15 protein-coding genes and 1 tRNA gene are annotated in these 19,344 nt (G+C 27.5%); 12 read left to right on the top strand and 4 right to left on the bottom strand.

The genetic code is table 11. The features are described 5' to 3' along the window. Positions 1 to 61: 61 nt before the first annotated feature. The 3 genes from potB to AOE55_RS02230 all read right to left on the bottom strand — a co-directional run bounded on the left by potB (position 62) and on the right by AOE55_RS02230 (position 2,762). On the bottom strand, positions 62 to 919 hold the full coding sequence (gene potB, locus AOE55_RS02240) for a spermidine/putrescine ABC transporter permease PotB (RefSeq protein ID WP_013087582.1): 858 nt from the start codon (positions 917 to 919) through the stop codon (positions 62 to 64). Then, complete coding sequence (gene potA, locus AOE55_RS02235) at positions 909 to 2,021, bottom strand: spermidine/putrescine ABC transporter ATP-binding protein PotA (protein ID WP_080611765.1); 1,113 nt, start codon at positions 2,019 to 2,021, stop codon at positions 909 to 911. Before potA ends, potB begins: the two co-directional genes overlap by 11 nt. A gap of 668 nt (positions 2,022 to 2,689) precedes the next feature. Continuing rightward, positions 2,690 to 2,762: transfer RNA gene (locus AOE55_RS02230), tRNA-Val, on the bottom strand. Positions 2,763 to 2,946: 184 nt separating this feature from the next. On the opposite strand from AOE55_RS02230, the gene gltX reads away from it, so the two are divergent. After that, positions 2,947 to 4,359, top strand: coding sequence for a glutamate--tRNA ligase (gene gltX, locus AOE55_RS02225; RefSeq protein WP_013087507.1), 1,413 nt, complete (start codon positions 2,947 to 2,949; stop codon positions 4,357 to 4,359). Positions 4,360 to 4,564: 205 nt separating this feature from the next. Here the strand turns inward: gltX and metK are convergent, their stop codons facing one another. Further along, the gene (gene metK / locus AOE55_RS02220) at positions 4,565 to 5,722 is read right to left on the bottom strand and encodes a methionine adenosyltransferase (protein WP_080611825.1); all 1,158 of its coding nucleotides are present in this window, start codon (positions 5,720 to 5,722) and stop codon (positions 4,565 to 4,567) included. 701 nt (positions 5,723 to 6,423) lie between these two features. Here metK and rsmH point away from each other — a divergent pair. The 11 genes from rsmH to AOE55_RS02165 all read left to right on the top strand — a co-directional run bounded on the left by rsmH (position 6,424) and on the right by AOE55_RS02165 (position 19,271). After that, on the top strand, positions 6,424 to 7,356 hold the full coding sequence (rsmH, locus tag AOE55_RS02215; RefSeq protein WP_080611763.1) for a 16S rRNA (cytosine(1402)-N(4))-methyltransferase RsmH: 933 nt from the start codon (positions 6,424 to 6,426) through the stop codon (positions 7,354 to 7,356). A gap of 4 nt (positions 7,357 to 7,360) precedes the next feature. Continuing rightward, positions 7,361 to 7,606, top strand: coding sequence for a cell division protein FtsL (locus tag AOE55_RS02210; protein ID WP_013087784.1), 246 nt, complete (start codon positions 7,361 to 7,363; stop codon positions 7,604 to 7,606). Next, positions 7,603 to 9,384, top strand: coding sequence for a penicillin-binding transpeptidase domain-containing protein (locus AOE55_RS02205; protein WP_080611760.1), 1,782 nt, complete (start codon positions 7,603 to 7,605; stop codon positions 9,382 to 9,384). The genes AOE55_RS02210 and AOE55_RS02205 overlap by 4 nt, the downstream gene beginning before the upstream one ends. Continuing rightward, positions 9,381 to 10,895: a UDP-N-acetylmuramoyl-L-alanyl-D-glutamate--2,6-diaminopimelate ligase gene (locus tag AOE55_RS02200; protein ID WP_013087819.1), complete on the top strand. Its 1,515-nt coding sequence runs from the start codon at positions 9,381 to 9,383 to the stop codon at positions 10,893 to 10,895. Before AOE55_RS02205 ends, AOE55_RS02200 begins: the two co-directional genes overlap by 4 nt. Continuing rightward, positions 10,877 to 12,259, top strand: a complete 1,383-nt coding sequence (gene murF / locus AOE55_RS02195; RefSeq protein ID WP_080611757.1) for a UDP-N-acetylmuramoyl-tripeptide--D-alanyl-D-alanine ligase — start codon at positions 10,877 to 10,879, stop codon at positions 12,257 to 12,259. The genes AOE55_RS02200 and murF overlap by 19 nt, the downstream gene beginning before the upstream one ends. A gap of 71 nt (positions 12,260 to 12,330) precedes the next feature. Then, entirely contained in the window at positions 12,331 to 13,338 is a 1,008-nt protein-coding gene (gene mraY, locus AOE55_RS02190; protein ID WP_155760521.1) for a phospho-N-acetylmuramoyl-pentapeptide-transferase, read from the top strand. Next, positions 13,332 to 14,651, top strand: coding sequence for a UDP-N-acetylmuramoyl-L-alanine--D-glutamate ligase (gene murD, locus AOE55_RS02185; RefSeq protein WP_013087568.1), 1,320 nt, complete (start codon positions 13,332 to 13,334; stop codon positions 14,649 to 14,651). The genes mraY and murD overlap by 7 nt, the downstream gene beginning before the upstream one ends. A 21-nt stretch (positions 14,652 to 14,672) precedes the next feature. Then, a complete protein-coding gene (gene ftsW, locus AOE55_RS02180; RefSeq protein ID WP_013087762.1) occupies positions 14,673 to 15,782 on the top strand; it encodes a putative lipid II flippase FtsW in 1,110 nt (369 codons plus the stop codon). A 4-nt stretch (positions 15,783 to 15,786) separates the two neighbouring features. After that, positions 15,787 to 16,860, top strand: a complete 1,074-nt coding sequence (murG, locus tag AOE55_RS02175) for an undecaprenyldiphospho-muramoylpentapeptide beta-N-acetylglucosaminyltransferase (protein WP_013087555.1) — start codon at positions 15,787 to 15,789, stop codon at positions 16,858 to 16,860. A gap of 37 nt (positions 16,861 to 16,897) precedes the next feature. Continuing rightward, the gene (murC, locus tag AOE55_RS02170) at positions 16,898 to 18,355 is read left to right on the top strand and encodes a UDP-N-acetylmuramate--L-alanine ligase (RefSeq protein WP_013087544.1); all 1,458 of its coding nucleotides are present in this window, start codon (positions 16,898 to 16,900) and stop codon (positions 18,353 to 18,355) included. Then, positions 18,345 to 19,271 (top strand): D-alanine--D-alanine ligase family protein, encoded by a 927-nt coding sequence (locus AOE55_RS02165; RefSeq protein ID WP_080611754.1) that lies wholly within the window; start codon positions 18,345 to 18,347, stop codon positions 19,269 to 19,271. Before murC ends, AOE55_RS02165 begins: the two co-directional genes overlap by 11 nt. Positions 19,272 to 19,344 lie beyond the last annotated feature (73 nt).

Here is a 19,344-nt window from a genome sequence, read left to right as displayed (position 1 = left end):
TATAGAGGTAAAAGTACACAGAAAGGATAAGAAAATTCCTTAAAAAACGAATAATCATATTTCATCTACCCGCTTTTCTTTTTATTAAACATGAAATGATGTAATAAAAATAAAGTAATAGACTTGTAAAAATGATTAATACTATACTTGTAGCTGAACCAAATGGCCAATCTCCCAAGTTTAAAAATTGACTTTTAATAATGTTTCCAATCAACAAACTTTTTGATCCACCCATAAGATCAGAAATATAGAATAAACTTATTGAAGATAAAAAAACGAGTAAAAAACTATATACAATATCAGGAAGAGTTAATGGAAATATCACCTTGATGAAAATTTGGTATTTATTTGCTCCAAGATCTCTTGCTGCTTCAATTAAAGAATAATTTATTTTTTTAAAACTCATATAAATTGGTATGATCATAAATGGAACAAATATATAAACCAATCCAATTATCACAGCTTTTTTTGTATATAAAATTTTGATTGGTTTGCTAATTATTTTTGACCAAATTAGAAAATCGTTAAGATATCCATTTTTGCTTAAGAAAGTTTTTAATCCATAAATTCGAACAAGAGAACTTATACAAAAAGGCATAACTATTAAAAATAACATTAATTTTTGAATTTTCTCTGGAACACAACATAGACAAAATGCAAAAGGATAACTAACGATCAGACAAAATGAGGTAGAAATTATTGAAGTTGAAAGAGATTGTAAAAAAGCTTCTTTAAACATTGGGTCAAATAATTTTGTATAATTTTCAAAAGTTAAACGAAAATCGAAAATTTTTTGACCATCTTTGGTTAGAAAACTCGTTATGAAGACCAATATACTTGGAAAAAGTACAAAAGTAGACAACCAAAGTAATACAAAGGAAATTATGATATTTCGAAAACTATAGTAATTACGATTCATCAAAAAAAATAATCTCCGAATTTTCTTTCCATTTAATTTCAATTTTTTGATTTAATAAATAATTCCTCTCTCCTTTCAACTGACTAGAAATCTCACTTACTTTAATTCTTTTTCCATTCTTAATTTCTATCTCTGTATCAACGATCATACCTTTATAAATTCTTTCTCTAATAAAGCCAATTAATTGCTTATTTTCAAATTTTATTTTTTTAATCTTCTTAATTTTTAAATCTTCAGGACGTAATAATATTTTAAGCTTTTGTCCTTGATAAGTCGGAAACTTAGTGCTTATATCATAATATAGTCCTTCACAATTCACTCTAGCTTTCTTTTCTTCAATTCGATATACAACAGTAGCATCTAGGATATTAATTTCACCAACAAACTTTGCAACAAATAGATTCTTAGGATTTTTGTATATTTCTTCTGGAGATGCATATTGTTCTAATCTTCCTTCCTTCATAATTAGTATTCTATCTGACATAGAAAATGCTTCTTCTTGATTATGAGTAACATAGATAAACGTAATTCCAGATTGTCTTTGTAATCTTTTCAACTCTTTCTGCATCTTTTTTTTTAAACTATAATCTAATGCAGATAAAGACTCATCCAAAAGAAGAGCTTTAGGTTGATTAATCATTGCTCTAGCAATTGCTACTCTTTGTTGTTGTCCTCCAGAAAGTTTATTAGGATACCTATTCTTTAACTTCTGAATTTGCATGATCTCTAAAATATTTTCTACTTTTTCCGATACAACCGAAGAAGACTGCTTTTTGATTTTTAATCCGAAAGCAATATTCTCGAATACAGACATATGTGGAAATAAGGCATAGTTTTGAAAAACTATGTTTACATTTCTTTTTGAAGGAGGAACAGTAGTTATATCTTGACCATCTAAAAAAATACGTCCTTGATCTGCAATTTCCAATCCAGCAATCAATCTCAATATGGTACTTTTTCCACATCCAGAAGGTCCTAATATAGCCAAAAACTGACCATTTTTTATTTTTAAATTAAATTGAGAAATTACCTGCTTTCCCTTAAAAGATTTCGTTAAAGATCTTAATTCAATTAATGATCTACCGGGAATTATTTCTTTCATTTTAAAAAGTATTGATCTTCATTTTTCTTGATCTTTAAAGATTAAAAAATTGACTAATTTAAGAATCTTATTCAACGAACAATAAATATTTACGAAATGAGCTCCTATTCAAGAGATAAATGAACGTTTTGTCATATTCAACCTTCTTTTTCTTTAAAAGAACAGTAAGAATCACTTGTTCAAAAAAATATTTCGTTTTCTAAAAGATACCTAATTCAATTATTAAAATTTTCAAAGTAAATCTGTCATTTTAATCTTATTACATTCTTAAAATTAAATTTTCAAAAAAAATATAAAGTTAGATATTTATTTTTTTTGATTTAGTCATTTATTCAAAAAAAAATTGATAAAAAGTTTAAATCAATTAAATTTATTCTTTTTTTGAATATCATCCCTATATAGTATAATATTAAAAATGAAAAAATGGATATTATAAATTAAATTTTTGATTTTACATTTTTCTAGTTCTTTCTACAAAAATATGATAGAAGGATTGACTTTAAAGTCTTTGAAAAAAGTTAAGGAATACAATTCCGTATAGACCGATTATTAAGAGATATACTATATAAAATTAGAAAAGAAATCTTGAAAATATCATAGAAAAAATCAGATAAGAAAAAATTTTTGTCCTTTTTTTAATTCTAAAATTGATCTATTTTAAAAATATTTGGGCAATATCAGACTCGAACTGATGACCCCCTCCTTGTAAGGGAGGTGCTCTACCAACTGAGCTAATCGCCCAATTCAAGAAAAAGTCATTCCTACAAAGCTTGTTCGAAATGATTTTAGTCTGACTTTTTATGAGTTTAAATCAATCTCTCTATACTACTGTATGTGATTGAAAAAAACAAATTTATTTTTATAGAATACTGAATTCATTTGTTGTTATAATTTTTAGAAAACTTTTGATTAAAATAAATTTAAGATGAACATCAAAACTCGTTTTGCACCAAGTCCAACAGGAAATCTACATTTAGGAAATATTCGAACAGCTTTATATTCTTGGTTATTTAGTAGAAAATTTAATGGAAAATTCTTACTAAGAATAGAAGATACCGATTTGACTCGATCTTCTGAAAAATCAAAGAAAAACATCATAAAAACTCTAAAATGGCTGAATTTAATCTGGGATGAAGGACCGTATTATCAGAGTAAAAGATTAGAATATTATAATGATATAATTGAAGAAATGATTGTTAAGAATCTTGCCTATCGATGTTACTGTTCCTTAGAAAGATTAAATGTTTTGAGAGCTAACCAGATAAGTGTAGGGAAGAAACCAAAATATGATGGAAACTGCAGAAATATATCCCGGACCTTTCAAAATCGTCCCCATGTAGTACGATTTAAAAATCCGAAAGAAGGTTCAGTCGTTGTAAAAGATTTGGTTCGCGGAGATATTGTGTTTTGCAATTCTGAATTAGATGATTTTATATTACGTAGAGAAAATGGCATTCCTACTTATAACTTTTGTACTCCTATTGACGATAACAAAATGGACATCACTCACGTGATTAGAGGAGAAGAACATATTAATAATACTCCAAAACAAATCAATTTTTTGCATGCTATTGGATTAAAAGCCCCGGAATATATTCATGTTGCTCCTATATTAAATCAAGAAGGAAAAAAAATTTCTAAAAGAGAAGATAAATTGTATGGGATTGAAAGTTATCAAAAAAAAGGATTCTTACCAGAAGCAATTTTAAATTATTTACTTCGACTAGGTTGGTCATACGGAAATCTAGAAATTTTCAGTATAGAAGATATGATTAATTACTTTTCTTTAAAATCTATCGGAAAATCTCCTAGCATGTTAAATCAAAAAAAAATGTTATGGATGAATGAATATTATATAAAATCCTTACCTGAATTTTATATTGTTCAACATTTAAAAACTTTTTCTGAATCGCAGAAAAATCTCTTAAAACAGAAAATTGATTTGAATAAGGTTGCCAAACTTTTCAAAAATCGATGTCAAACACTTCTAGAAATGATTGAGTGTTCTTTACCATTATTTCAGGAAAAAAACGAATTTGAATCAATTATTCCAACATATTCGAGCAAGGCTTTTTTAAAGCTACTGTATAAGTTTCAAAAAAAAATATCAGATTTAACAGATTGGAACATCATAAGCATCAATTCCATTATTCTATCTTTATCAAAAAAATTTCAAATAGATGTCAAAGAAGTCTACATGTTTCTACGATTTGTTCTAACAGGGAAAAATCAATCTCCTAAAATTAGTTTAGTTATATATGAAATCGGTAAAAAAATTACTATTTCTAAGATAAACTACTATTTTCAATACATTTATCAGAAGATGATTAAAAAATAAAATGTATACCTAAACAAGGAAGAACTTTTTTAGAGAATTTCATAAAAATTGAATTCAACAAGTGATTTTCTTTAATTTTCTTACGAAAAATAACTTTTAAACCAATTTTTAAAAAAACAAAGCGTCAACAATTTCATATTTTTTAAAAAAGATGTTTGAAGCTCTCGAAAATTACAAAATTCTCAAATTAATAAAAAGAAAACAATTAGTTAGCAATTCGAAAAATTGACTTTAATTGCTTCACTTTGTCTATTTTTTCCCAAGGAAAAATTGATCGACCAAAGTGTCCATAAGAAGCCGTCTTCAAATAGATAGGACGAAGAAGATCAAGCATTTTAATCAGTCCATATGGTCTAAGATCAAATATTTCATTAATTATATTTTTTAAATATTTGATATCTACTTTTTCGGTTCCAAAAGTTTCAATTGTCAAAGAGTTTGGTTCAGGTATTCCAATTATGTAAGATATTTGTATTTCACATTTTTCCGCTATTCCGGAAGCAACAATGTTTTTTGCTATATATCTTGCCGCGTAAGCAGCTGAACGATCTACTTTAGAAGGATCTTTTCCAGAAAATGCTCCTCCTCCATGACGAGAAGTTCCTCCATAAGTATCAACCACTATTTTTCTTCCAGTTAACCCACAATCGCCCATGGGACCTCCTATTACAAATCTCCCAGTTGGATTTATAAAATACTTCGTATATTTTTTAATCCATTTTTTAGGAATAATAGGTAATATAATTTCTTCTATCACCCCTTCTTTTAAAGAATTTCTATCAATTTCTTCAGAATGTTGAGTCGATATAACAATTGAATGAATACCTATTATTTTTCCATTCTCGTATCGAAAAGTAATTTGACTTTTCGCATCTGGTCTAATCCATGGCAAAATTTTACTTTTTCGAACTTCAGATTGACGTATCATTAATTTATGAGCATAAGTAATTGGAGCTGGCATTAAATCTTCTGTTTCTATATCAGCATACCCAAAAACAATTCCTTGGTCACCTGCTCCTTGTTCAATTGGATTTTTTTTATTAATTCCTTGCAGTATATCTGGAGACTGTTTACTAATCATATTGATAATAGCACAAGAACGAGCATCGAATCCTATTTTTGAATCCGTATATCCAATATCAGATAATGTTTTTCGAACGGTATTCTCTAAATCTATGTTGGATTGAGTTTTAACTTCTCCTCCAATCATAACCATTCCATTTTTGACGTAAACTTCACAAGCAACTTTGGAATTTTTATCTTGTCTAAGTATTTCATCAAGAACAGCATCAGAAATTTGATCAGCAACTTTATCTGGATGACCTTCTGAAACCGATTCAGATGTAAAAAGCGAACCTGTCATATCTTTACAAGTAACCTTTATGTTTGAACAAACTTTCTTCGCTTCCAATTTAAATTAGAGAAATTATATAATAGTAACTTATAACTTTAATAAATTAACTTTACTTTTTTAAAGAAAAATTCTAAATTGGTTAGATAGTAACAATTGAATAAATTTTTACTAATTTTCTTAAGACTTTTTGTAGATTACAAAAAATTACTGTTCTTCCATTAAAAAAATACTCTCGATAAGGTTGAAATATAAATTTATTTTCATATAGATTTCTAAAAACACCCGAAAAATTCTCAAAATTTTAACAATTAATTTTTCTAAAATTAACTCACATAAATATATTTGTTATTAAAAAAACCATTTTGAAATTAAATTTTATATTTCTTAAATAAGAAAAAATTAGACAAAAACTTTAAAATTATCAAGTTATTAAATATAAAGTAGACGAACCATTTTTAATGGTTTTATGATATCAAAGATATCCGAAACATATAACTAAAAATCATATCAAATTCTATTTTTAGAAAGAAAAAATAGAAATATTTAATGTAATTAAAAAAATAAATTAATAATTTGAATACGATATTCGTACCTTAAATAAAATAATTTATATTCATATTGTAAGGTAGTCATTTTTAAAAACGAAATCGTTTAGTCTAAACCTTTCATCAAGAAACTCATCAGAAACAAAATAATAAAAAAATTGGTCTATGAAAGAGTTGAATCACATTGCAGTTCTTCCAGAAGAAGTAATAGAAGGATTAAATATTAAAAGAGACGGAACATATATTGATTGTACTTTCGGACAAGGAGGACACAGCAAACTCATCTTATCTAAACTTGAAAAAAAGGGAAAACTGATAGCAATTGATCGTGATCCAAAATCTATTTCTGTGGCAAAGAAAATCAAAGATTCTCGATTTATCATCAAACATGGATTGTTTTCAGATATATATCAATTTGCCAAAGAAGAAAAAATTGTCGGAAAAGTAAATGGTATACTCCTAGATTTGGGAATTTCAATGATACAAATTAATGATGAGAATCGAGGTTTTTCTTTTCGAAGAAACGGATCTTTAGATATGCGAATGAATCCAGAAGTAGGAATTCCTGCAAAAAAATGGTTAGAAAAGGCTAAGAGAGAAGAAATTGAGCTAATCTTAAGAAGATATGGTGAAGAAAAAAAATCACGAAAGATATCTAGATCAATCTTTCGACAAAATCATAAAAAAAATCTGAAAAAGATAACTAGCACTAAACAATTAGTAGAAATTGTTTCTCAAATTGTTTCGTATAAAAGAAAACATCCTGCTACTAGAACCTTTCAAGCTATCCGGATCCATATTAATAATGAATTAGAAGAATTAAAAGAAGTTTTAGAAAAATCTCTTATGGTATTAGCTCCCTTATCTAGAATAGCCGTCATTAGTTTTCATTCCTTAGAAAGTAGAATAATTAAAAACTTTATAAAAAAATACGATAGTAATTCGATAATCAATAAAAAAACTTTTAAAAAAAATATTCCCGAATACATTAAGTTAAAATTAATTGAAAAAATTAAACCAAAAAGAAGTGAAGTTTATAAAAATCCTAAATCAAGAAGTGCTTTGTTAAGAATAATTCAATTTTATATTCATGAATAATCCAATGAAAAAAAAAAATAATTTAGCAAAAATTATTATTATCGATATTTTTAAGAAAGAAAATTTTTCTGTTTTTTTTTTATTGATATTAATAATCATCACTTTGATAGAGACTTTTAAAGTAAATTACGAGATAAAATTATTAACAATTGAAAAAGAAGAAGAAATAGAGAAAAATTTTTTTATAAAATCTGAAAAAGAAATCTTAAATTTAAAAAAATATCTATCTATCGATCAAAAAATAAAATGAGAAGAAAAATTTTAAAATCAAGCAAGAATATGAACAAGGATAGAGAAGATAAACTATACAGTAATTCAATGTCATTCTATTTTTCTTCATTCAAAAAAAAAGAAATGGAAATTCGATTTTTTTTTATATTAATCATTTTTTCGTTTTGTGCAATCATCATTCTATTAAGAATAGGATACTTACAGATTTTATGTTCTGAAAAGTTAGTTAAGTTTCACGATCTTTTATCTTTGAGAACAAAAAAAATAAAACATGATAGAGGATTAATATTTGATAGAAATGGAAAAAAATTAGCGATCAATGTGACAGCCTATTCTATAGGAGTGAATCCAGAAATAGTTCTAAAATTTAATGATATTAGAGAACAAAAAATTTGGAAACAATTATCCATCGAACTTAAAATTCCTTTAGAAAGAATTTATCAAAAAATCATTTCTTCTAAGAATCTTAAGTTTATTTATTTGGTTAGGAAAGTAGTTGGGCTAAATGTTAGATCAATCGTCAATATGAAAATTAAAGGACTTCATGTGTTCAGAGAATTACGAAGATATTATCCATACGGAAAAATTTCTGCCAGTTTTTTAGGATTGACCAACGTGAATCAGGTTGGAATAGAAGGGATTGAGAAAAGTTTTAATTCAATCTTAAACGGAGTTGATGGAAAAAAAATTGTTCGTGTTGACAAAAATCAAAAGATTATTGAAGAAATATCTATCATTAAAAAAGACATACTTCCTAAGAATATAACTTTAAGTGTCGATATTGATATTCAATCAATTATTTATGAATCAATGAATAAACACGTTCTGAAAAATAGAGCAAGAGTAGGAATGTCTGCTTTATTAGATATACATACTGGAGAAATATTATCTATGGTAAGTATACCCTCTGAAAATCCAAATGGATACTTTCATGGTTGTCCAACAAAAATGACTAAAAATCGTGTGATATCTGACTTATTTGAGCCTGGATCGACTGTTAAGCCAATGATTATTGTTAAAGCGTTGAATGAAAAGATCATCAATCGAAAGAGTATCATACTAACTAAACCTTATAAAATAGGAAAATTTTTAATAAAGGATGTCAAAAAATATGATTTTTCATCCATTTCAGAAATCTTACAACATTCAAGTAATGTTGGATCTTCTAAAATCGCATTAGTAATGAGTTCTGAAGAAATTTTAAGTACATATTCAAATTTCGGATTTGGAAAATCCACGAACTTGAATTTGTTTAACGAAAAAAATGGAAGATTTCCTCTTTCTCAAAAAAAATTAACTCCCATAGAAAAAGCTACTTTTTCTTTTGGATATGGATTTATGATCACTCCACTACAGTTGGTTCGAGCCTATTCAATCATTGGGAACTATGGAATTTTTCAAAACTTATCAATTTTAAAAAAAGAAGACGGTTTATTTTTTGAAAAAAGAGTTTTTCCAAAAAAAATTGTTCAGGAAGTAATTGAAATGATGCAACATGTTCCTTTAGAAGGAGAAAAATCTTTTCAAAAAAAGATTGATTATCAAGCAGTGATAAAAACAGGGACGATTAAAAAGGTAAATAATGCAAAATATGTTCATAAATATATTTCTTGTACTGTAGGAATTGCTCCGATATCTCATCCAAAATATTCATTGATAATTGTTATAGATGAACCAAAAGCAGGCAACTATTATGGAAGATTGGTATCGACACCAATATTCACTGAAATTATGAAAAAATTACTGAATTATATAAAATATAAAGATACAATAAAAAATTGCCATCATATTTTATGAAGACATACCGAAATTTATCGGATCTTTTACATCAATCAAAAAAACTTGTTGCAAATGTAAAGTTTAAAGAAATCAAGTTAGATAGCAGAAAAATTGAAAAAGGAGATATATTCTTAGCTATTGTTGGATCTCAAAAAGATGGAAGGAAATATATTAATCATGCCATATCGAGAGGTGCTTCTGCTATAATTGCTGAATCCAACAGTTTAACTAAAGAAGATGAATTCATAAAATTCTTGAATCAAATACCAATCGTATTTGTCAAAAATATAAGAAAGAAAATAGTTTTTTTTTCAAAAAAGTTATATGGATCTTTAAACAAAAAAATGAAGTTGATTGGAGTGACAGGAACCAATGGTAAAACCACTGTTTCTCATATCGTTGCGCAATTAGCAAAATTAATTGGACAAAAAAGTGCAGTTATGGGAACTATAGGAAATGGATTAATTGGAGAAAAAATTTATCCAAGTGAACTAACAACTTTATCTTGTTTTGAAATTTGTTCAACATTAAAAATGTTTCTTGAAAAAAGCGTGAAAATAGTAGCTATGGAAGTTTCTTCACATGGATTGGATCAAGGAAGGACTTGTAGTCTATCTTTTTCTTCCGCAATTTTTACAAATATCACAAGAGATCATTTAGACTATCATAATAATATTGAGCATTACGAATTATCGAAGAAAAAACTATTTTACGAACATGATTGCAAAAATAGAGTATTTTTCATAGATGATCCAGTTGGATCTAAATGGATTAAAGATTTCCCAAATTCCTGTGCAGTATCCATTAATCATAAAAATAAATTAAATTTATTAAATCGACCTATATTATATGCAACAAAAATTGAATACTTATACAATCAAACAATAATTCGATTCAATTCTGACTGGGGTAATGGGGAAATAAGAACATCATTTTTAGGAGAATTTAATGTAGCTAATTTCATGTTAGCTATAGCATCACTTTTGATGATTGGATACCCAATTCATCTTTTGATTAAAAATTCGAAAAGAGTATCTCCTGTTATCGGACGTATGCAATTAGTTTCACATTATAATCCAAGAGTTATTATAGATTATGCTCATAATTCAGATTCTTTAAAGCAATGTTTAATTTCAATCAGGAAACATTTTGGAGGAAAAATTTGGTGCGTATTCGGTTGCGGAGGAAGTCGAGATAAAGGGAAGAGAGCAATTATGGGAAGAATAGCAGAAAAATATTCTGATTTTGTCATCATAACTGATGATAATCCCAGATTTGAAGATCCTAAAAAAATTTTCAAAGAAATTTTACGAGGATGTACTCATTTAGAATCTATACGATATTTTCCGGAACGCAAATATGCTATTAGATATTCTATTTCAAGAGCAAAACCGAATGATACAGTTCTAATTGCAGGAAAAGGTCATGAAGAGAAACAAATTGTAGGAGATCGAAAAATACTTTGTTCTGATTATCAGATTGTAGTCAGTTACCTAAAAAACTATTCTTTATGTTTCAAACAGATTTAAAAAAGATTGCATCTATTGTTTCAGGAAACTTACAGAAAATATCGTGTTCCCATGCTAGTAAATTAATCATTCAAAAAATTTCAACTAATAGCAGAAACTTTAGAAGTTGCTCTTTGTTTATCGCAATTAAGGGAAAAAATTTTGATGGACATCATTTTGCTAAACAATCTGTTAAAAACGGATCTTTAGCGATATTATCAGAAAAAATATTATCTATTGATCACCCTCAAATTATAGTAGAAAACACTATCCATGCAATTGAAAGGTTGGCTTCTTGGATTAGAAAAAAAAGTCTAGCCAAGTTTATCGCAATTACAGGTTCTTCTGGAAAGACCTCTGTTAAAGAGATGACTCATACGATTCTTTCTCAAGTTGGATCTACTATCTCTACTAAAAAAAATAATAATAATTCTCTTGGAGTATTGTTGACTCTTTTACGGGTGAACGAATTTCATCAATATGTAGTAATTGAAATTGGTGCTAGTCAATTAGGAGAAATTAAGTTTTCCAGCAAGATTGTCAATCCAGATGTCGTATTAATTAATAACTTATTTGCATCTCATCTGAAAGGATTTGGGTCTTTCTCAAATTTATCTCGAGCAAAATCAGAGATATTTTTTGGATTATCAAAGTTTAATACGGCAGTTATTAACTTAGATAACCATGATATTAAACATTGGAAACATAAGATTCGTAATCTTTCTAAAGTATGGTTTTTTTCATTAAAAAAGAAGAAAAAATCTCATTTTTACTCCAATACAATCTCTGAAAAAAATTTTTTTATGAAATTTGATATTCATACTCCTTTTGGAATAGCGAGAGTTTCGAGTCATTTAGCTGGATTACACAATATTTCAAATTCAATAGCCTCTGCAGCTCTTTCTATATCTGTTGGAGCTAAAATTGATCAAATAGAGAAAGGACTAAAAAATTTTCATCCCATAGATGGAAGAATGTATCCGGTTTACATATCTTCTGAAAAAATTATACTAGATGATACATATAACTCAAATTTTGGTTCGATGAAATCAGCTATCGATGTTCTTTCCAAAATGCCTGGGTATCGAGTACTGGTCGTTGGTGATATGTTAGAACTAGGTCAGTATTCTTCTTTCTATCACAAAAAAATATCTAGAATAATTCAGAACAAGAACTTAAACACAATTATAAGTTTTGGAAAGTACAGTTTATTCATCAGCCAATCGTTCCAAAATGGAATGCATTTTCATTCCAAAAAAAAATTAACAAAAAAATTAATCTATCTAATTTCCATTCATGAGAAGATATCAATATTAATAAAAGGTTCTAGAAAAATGAGAATGGAAGAAGTTATCGAAGATATAAGAAGGAGAAAATTTTCTTGATATTTTTTTTATTAAAAAAGTTATTAAAAAACACAGAAAATTTTATCTTTTTTTCTCAGTTAACATTTAGAATGTTAGCAAGTTTTTTAACTTCAGCTATATTCTTCACATTGTTCGCACCAGTTTTTATTAGAAAGCTTAAGTCAATTCAATTCTTTCAAAAAGTTAGAGAAGAAAATCCTAAATCTCACTTGAAAAAGAGAAAAACACCAACTTTTGGTGGATTATTGATAATATCCTCAGTATTATCTTCAATGTTTTTATGGTCTAATCTCAATGTCAAATATATCCAATATATATTTTTTTCCATATTTTTTTACGGATTAATTGGTTTTATAGACGATTATAAAAAAATTGTTTATAGAAATTCGAAAGGGTTAACAGCTGGATGGAAATATTTTTGGCAATCCTTACTGACAATAATTATGTTATTTTTTTTATATACTTCGAATGATTTTTCAAACAACTTTCTAAAAAAAGATGATATTTCTGTTGGATCTAGCATATGTTTATTTGTAAGAGTAATGATTTCTTACCTTATAATAGTTGGAATGAGTAATGCAGTAAATATAACAGATGGATTAGATGGATTAGTTTCAATGCCTCTAATTTTTGTATATCTTTCATTTTCCGTAATATCGATTCTAAGTTCTCAAAATATTGTTTCTTCTGAATTAACAGTTAATAATCTACATAATATTAAAGATTATTCAGAAATAGCGATTGCGTGTTTTGCCATAATTGGATCTTGTACAGGTTTTTTATGGTTTAATATTCATCCAGCTAAGTTATTCATGGGGGATGTCGGATCGTTGTCTTTGGGAAGTACTATGGGATTGATATCTGTGTTACTTGAAAAGGAATTAAATCTATTGCTTATCGGTGGAATTTTTACTGTGGAAGTAAGTTCGGTTATATTTCAAATATTTTATTTTAAATTATTTCATAAAAGGTTTTACTTAATGGCTCCTATACATCATCATTATGAACTGTTAGGATATTCTGAACCAGAAATTATTTTTAAATTTTGGATTATATCTTTAATGTTTTCTATTTTTGGGTTGTTAATAACATGGTAAATTATTTTGGAAAAAAAGTAGTTATTATTGGATTAGGAAAAACTGGTTTATCTTGTATTAATTTCTTCTTATCTAAAAAAATATTCCCAAAAGTCATTGATACTCAATATCCTTCATATACGAAACATTCCATTCCTGAAGGAGTTATTTATCATTTTGGGAGTTGGAATCGAGGATGGATTGTTAGTTCTGATCTAATTGTCTTAAGTCCAGGAGTAAGTCGATTACACGAAGAAATACAAATAGCATATAGAAAAGGAATCGAGATAATAGGAGATATTGAACTTTTTTGTAGAGAAGTGGACCGAGATAAAAAGATCATTTCTATCACTGGTTCAAACGGGAAAAGTACAACAGCTTCTGTTTTGACGGAAATAGCTAAGAAAGCTAATTTAAAAGTTGGGCTCGGTGGAAATATAGGAGTTCCTGTACTGGAATTATTGAATTACGATTATGATATATATATCTTAGAATTGTCCAGTTTTCAATTGGAAATTACGAGTACTCTTAAATCTATTGGAGCTGTTATTTTGAACATCTCAGAAAATCATATGGATCGATATCCATTCGGAATGTATCAATACCTTTCAGCAAAGCTAAAAATTTATGATTTTGCAAAAAATTGTGTTATCAATATCATGGATAATCGAATATGGCCAAAAGAAATCGATAAAAGAAATTTTTTGAGTTTTGGAATTAATTCTGGTGATTACCGGTTAAACACAAAAAAGAATACAATTCAAAGATTTGAAAAAGATTTGATTCATATAAAATTTATCAAAATTATTGGACAGCACAATCATATGAATTTTCTAGCAACACTTTGTCTTTCAGAAATTATCGGAATTCCAATCAATATAAGTCTCTTTGTTATATCTCGATATTCAGGTTTACCACATAGATTACAAGTGGTTCACAAAAAAAATGGAGTTATATGGATCAATGATTCAAAATCAACCAATATAGAAAGTACAATTGCCGCTCTGAAGAGCATAAAAGCAAATAATAAGATACATTTGCTATTAGGGGGTGATAAAAGAAAGTCAAAGATATCTCGTTTAAAGGAATTCGTATCTTACAAAAAAAAGATACGGATATATTGTTTTGGAAAAGACAAGTTAAAGTTCGGAAAATTGAGAAACGATAGTATCGTATTAAATACGTTAGAACAGTGCATGTTAAAAGTTTCAAAGAATACTGAATCAGGAGATATTATATTGTTATCCCCAGCTTGCTCCAGTTTGGATCAATTCTCTAACTTCGAACATCGAGGATCAGTTTTTTCAGAAATAGCTAAAAAATTGGGTTCTTAACTTTAAGAAAGCATTCAAAAGATGAAAAAATCTCATCTCTATAATCGATCTCTTCTATCAGTCACGATCATTTTGTTAATCTTTAGCATCATCATGGTAGGTTCTTCTTCCGTATCTGTTGGAAATCGAATAAGAACAGATTATCTATCTTTTTTAAAGAAGAACTTCATTCATTCAATCATATCCATCTTATGTATGATTTTTGTATTTAATGTACCTATATATAAGTGGAAAAAGAATAAGAATAAATTAATATTATGTTCCATAATATTATTGCTCACATTGAATTATTTTGGAATATCAAACCATGGAGCAAAAAGATGGATAAATATTAAAATTGCATTTATTCAGCCTTCTGAACTAGTAAAAATATCTTTTTCTTGCTATTTATCTTCTTATCTATCTGAAAAAAACAAAAAAACTTCCACAATTCAATTAATTTCTATAATTCTTATCGTATCTAAATTACTTTTATCACAACCCGATTTTGGAACGTTAGTAATATTATATTCATCTCTTTTATTTATGCTATTTTTGATTGGAAAAAACTTTCTTTTTCTATCAGCAAGCAGTGCCATCTTTACAACGATAGTTCTATCTTTAATATATTTTCGTTCATATAGAGCAAAAAGATTAATATCTTTTTTGAATCCTTGGTCTAATTATTTAGGAGATGGATATCAATTGGTTCATTCTATGTTATCTTTTGGAAGAGGAAAAATGTTCGGACAGGGCATCGGAAACTCAATTCAAAAAATAAATTTCCTTCCAGAACCTCACACGGATTTTATCATATCTATCATTGGAGAAGAACTGGGATATTTAGGCATTGCAATGATAGTGATATCTTTGTTTTTTATATTTTTTCAGGGAATGAATATTGGAAGAAACGCTTTGAAAGATTTTCAATATTTTTCTGGATTTTTAGCTTACTCAATTAGTTTATTAATAATCATACAATCCATTATCAATATAGGATCTTCTATAGGAATTCTACCGATAAAAGGAACCACGTTGCCGATAATCAGTTACGGAGGTTCTAGTAAGTTAATAACTTGTATTAAGATTGCAATATTATTAAGGATAGATTTTGAGACTAAAATGAATAAAATTCAAGCATTTAGAAGGTAATTATATGAATCAAATTCAAAAAATAATCATTATATCCGGAGGAACAGGAGGTCATATATTTCCAGGAATAATAATTGCTCAACATTTCAGAAAGATACAATGGGACGTGATATGGATCGGATCGAAAACAGGAATGGAACGAAACATTGTTCCAAAATACGGATTTATTTTAGAAACTATAAAAATTTCTAGATTAAAAAGAAGGAATTTTTTTCAATATTTTAAAAAATTTTTTGAGCTAGTTTTCTCGATAATACAATCAATCAAAATTATTCGAAAACATAAACCAAATGTTGTTTTTGGATTAGGAGGATATGTATCTGCTCCAAGCGGAGTAGCATCTTGGATTTGCAGAATTCCGATGGTCTTGCATGAACAAAATAAAGTTGCAGGATTAACAAATAGATTGTTATCAAAAGTTGCTTCTAAAATTTTGCAAGCCTATCCCAAAACTTTTTCTCAAGCTCAAACTGTAGGAAATCCAATTCGGAAAGAAATATTATCGATTCCATTTGCAAAATATAGAATTTATGAAAGAATTGGAAAAGTTCGAGTTTTAGTGATAGGAGGTAGTCAAGGATCTGACATTTTTAACAAAAAAATACCGAAAGTTGCCTCGAAAATCTGTAACAAAGTTTTAATCCTTCATCAAACTGGTTTAGGAAAGAAGAGTTCTACCCTAGAAAGATATAAAAGACTTCGTGTTCAAGAAAATTGTTATAAAACTATTGAGTTTATACAAGATATTGCTTCGGCTTATCGTTGGGCAGATATTCTCATTGGAAGATCCGGAGCCATGACAGTTAGTGAAATAGATTCAATAGGATTACCGACCATTTTTGTTCCTTACAAACACCGAGATAATCATCAATACCGGAATATTGAACCTTTAATTAAATCTGGACTCATTAAAATTATTGAACAATCGAATTTTTTTTCTGAAAAATTGATTAATCAATTAAAAAAATGGAATCGTGATGAAATATCTAGGATATCAAAAAAATTTAAAAGTATCTTATTTGTACGGAATTCAGAAGAAAAAATTGTAAAAAATCTAATCATATCTTCAAAAAAATAAAAATCATTACAGTTTAGAACTAAACAAAAATATTAAAATGAATTTAAAAGAACTATTATCAAGAAACAATCCTTCTAAAGTTAAAATTTATTTAATCGGTATAGGAGGTGTCGGAATGGGAAGCTTAGCAAAAGTCTTAATCGAATCTGGATATGAAATATATGGTTCCGATCTTCTAAAGAATAAAATGACAGACCAATTAATTTCAATGGGAGCAAAGATTAATTTTTTTCATCGACCTAAAAATGTTATTGGATCAGATTTGATCGTCATCTCTTCAGCAATTTCACAGGATAACGTCGAAATCGTTGAAGCACAAAAATATAACATTCCTGTTTTTCATAGAATCGAAATATTATCTGAAATAGTGAAGAACAGATTCAGTATAGTTATAACAGGAACTCATGGAAAAACAACTACAACTTCTATGATTTCTGAAATGTTAAAAAACGAAAACTTTCATCCAAATTACATAATCGGAGGATTTTCAAAATCATTAAAAGAATGTGCATATTGGAATGAAAGAAATGAAATAGTAGTCATAGAAATGGACGAAAGCCATCCTATTTTTCTCCAATTTGACCCTTCAGTTCTGATAGTTACCGGTTTAGAAGTAGATCATATTAATAACTATGAAAATAGTTTTAAAAAGTTAAAACATACTTTCTTGAAATTTATTCAAAAATTATCTCACTTTTCCAAAGTGATACTATGTATAGAAAATTCAGCTATTCGATCTATTATAAAAAATATACATTGTCAAATGATAACATATGGATTTAGAAAAGATTCTCATTTTAGAATTCTTTCTTATGAACAAAAAAAAAATCGATGTCACTTTTCCATTTTGGATCCATCTCATTCTATCTATTCATTTCAGATGAATACTCCTGGGGTACATAATGTTTTAAATGCAACTTCAACTATCATATTAGGAAAACTTTTCGGAATTAAAGAAGATAGAATACAAAAATCTATAAAATGCTTCAAAGGAGTTTCTAATAGGTTAGATTTTTTAGGAAAATTTATTCTTAAAAATCAAGATGGAAATTTTTGTAAATTCTTATTAATCAGTGATTATGGTCATCATCCTAATGCTATTCGATTTACTATTGAAACGATAAGAGTAGGATGGAAAAGAAATAGGATAATAATGATCTTTCAACCTCATCGATATACCAGATTTCAAAAATTTTATAATTACTTTTTGAATGTGCTAGAAAAAGTAGATTTATTATTGATCACTGAAATATGTTCTTCAGGGGAAAGGGAAATATCTAAATTAAATGTTTTTTCGTTTCATCAAGAGATGAAAAACAGAAAAAAAAATACATCTTTTCTCTTTTTTAAAGAAGATCAATTGATCGATATTTTAAAAAAAGTTATTCAAAATAAAGATATCATTTTAGTTCAAAGCGCCTCTGAATATGATTGCATAAAGATATGCAATACTATTAAAAAAATATCGCATCCAATAGGTAAATATGAGATATAAAGAATTGAAAGTTGCAATACTATATGGTGGAAATTCTAGTGAAAGAACGATTTCTTTAAAGTCTGGAAAGAACATAGCAAATTCTTTAAAAGACCTCGGAATTCAATCGGATCTGATCGATACCAAATACCAATTTAGTATCGATCGCATCGCTTCTGTTCGGTATGATAAAATTTTCATTGCATTGCATGGAAAAAATGGAGAAGATGGAACAATTCAAAGAATATTAGACAAATTCAAGATGAATTATACAGGAAATGGTTTTTACTCTTCTTTTATAGGAACACACAAAATTTTGACCAAAAAAATATGGTTTTCTTTAAAATTACCAACAGCTCCTTTTTTTTATATTAATAAAAAATCTTTTTTTATGCAACCTAGATCTGCAATATCTTCTGTTTTTAAAAAAATTGGATTTCCTTTAATAATTAAACCTGACTCAGAAGGATCCAGTATAGGAGTAAGAAAAGCGTTCTCTTTGAAAGAAGCCGAAAGAATTCTGGTAGAATCTTTTAAGTATGATCAGTACATTATTATAGAAAAATACATAATTGGTCCAGAATATACTGTATCGATCTTAAATCCGTACTACATATTACCCTCGATTAAAATTGATCTATATGGAGATGAAATATTTTCTTATGGAAATAAATATGATAAGTTCGTAGAGTACATTTGTCCAGGAGGTTCAAGTCAATCAAAAGAAATTCTAATCAAAAAAATTGCATTAGCTGCTTATAAAGCAATAGGTTGTTTTGGATTATCCAGAGTAGATCTCAAGCAAAACTATGACGGAAACTTCTATTTATTAGAAATTAACACTGTTCCAGGAATGACTGATCGGAGTTTAGTTAAGATTGCCGCTGAACAATCAGGCATGTCTTTCTCAAAATTAGTAGGAAAAATTCTTTATTAAGAATTTTATATTCTATATTTTCAATTATCGTTTGTAGTTCGTTTTGATTGAAAAATGTATATGTATAACTTTT

Source organism: Candidatus Riesia pediculicola, from assembly GCF_002073915.1.
GTDB lineage: Bacteria > Pseudomonadota > Gammaproteobacteria > Enterobacterales > Enterobacteriaceae > Riesia > Riesia pediculicola.
This window is presented reverse-complemented; position numbering and strand designations above follow the sequence as displayed.

Bases quoted from the DNA above. Each gene is read 5' to 3' on its own strand.
- potB (WP_013087582.1), bottom strand. From the start codon at position 919: ATGAATCGTAATTACTATAGTTTTCGAAATATCATAATTTCCTTTGTA.
- potA (WP_080611765.1), bottom strand. From the start codon at position 2,021: ATGAAAGAAATAATTCCCGGTAGATCATTAATTGAATTAAGATCTTTA.
- gltX (WP_013087507.1), top strand. From the start codon at position 2,947: ATGAACATCAAAACTCGTTTTGCACCAAGTCCAACAGGAAATCTACAT.
- metK (WP_080611825.1), bottom strand. From the start codon at position 5,722: ATGACAGGTTCGCTTTTTACATCTGAATCGGTTTCAGAAGGTCATCCA.
- rsmH (WP_080611763.1), top strand. From the start codon at position 6,424: ATGAAAGAGTTGAATCACATTGCAGTTCTTCCAGAAGAAGTAATAGAA.
- AOE55_RS02210 (WP_013087784.1), top strand. From the start codon at position 7,361: ATGAAAAAAAAAAATAATTTAGCAAAAATTATTATTATCGATATTTTT.
- AOE55_RS02205 (WP_080611760.1), top strand. From the start codon at position 7,603: ATGAGAAGAAAAATTTTAAAATCAAGCAAGAATATGAACAAGGATAGA.
- AOE55_RS02200 (WP_013087819.1), top strand. From the start codon at position 9,381: ATGAAGACATACCGAAATTTATCGGATCTTTTACATCAATCAAAAAAA.
- murF (WP_080611757.1), top strand. From the start codon at position 10,877: ATGTTTCAAACAGATTTAAAAAAGATTGCATCTATTGTTTCAGGAAAC.
- mraY (WP_155760521.1), top strand. From the start codon at position 12,331: ATGTTAGCAAGTTTTTTAACTTCAGCTATATTCTTCACATTGTTCGCA.
- murD (WP_013087568.1), top strand. From the start codon at position 13,332: ATGGTAAATTATTTTGGAAAAAAAGTAGTTATTATTGGATTAGGAAAA.
- ftsW (WP_013087762.1), top strand. From the start codon at position 14,673: ATGAAAAAATCTCATCTCTATAATCGATCTCTTCTATCAGTCACGATC.
- murG (WP_013087555.1), top strand. From the start codon at position 15,787: ATGAATCAAATTCAAAAAATAATCATTATATCCGGAGGAACAGGAGGT.
- murC (WP_013087544.1), top strand. From the start codon at position 16,898: ATGAATTTAAAAGAACTATTATCAAGAAACAATCCTTCTAAAGTTAAA.
- AOE55_RS02165 (WP_080611754.1), top strand. From the start codon at position 18,345: ATGAGATATAAAGAATTGAAAGTTGCAATACTATATGGTGGAAATTCT.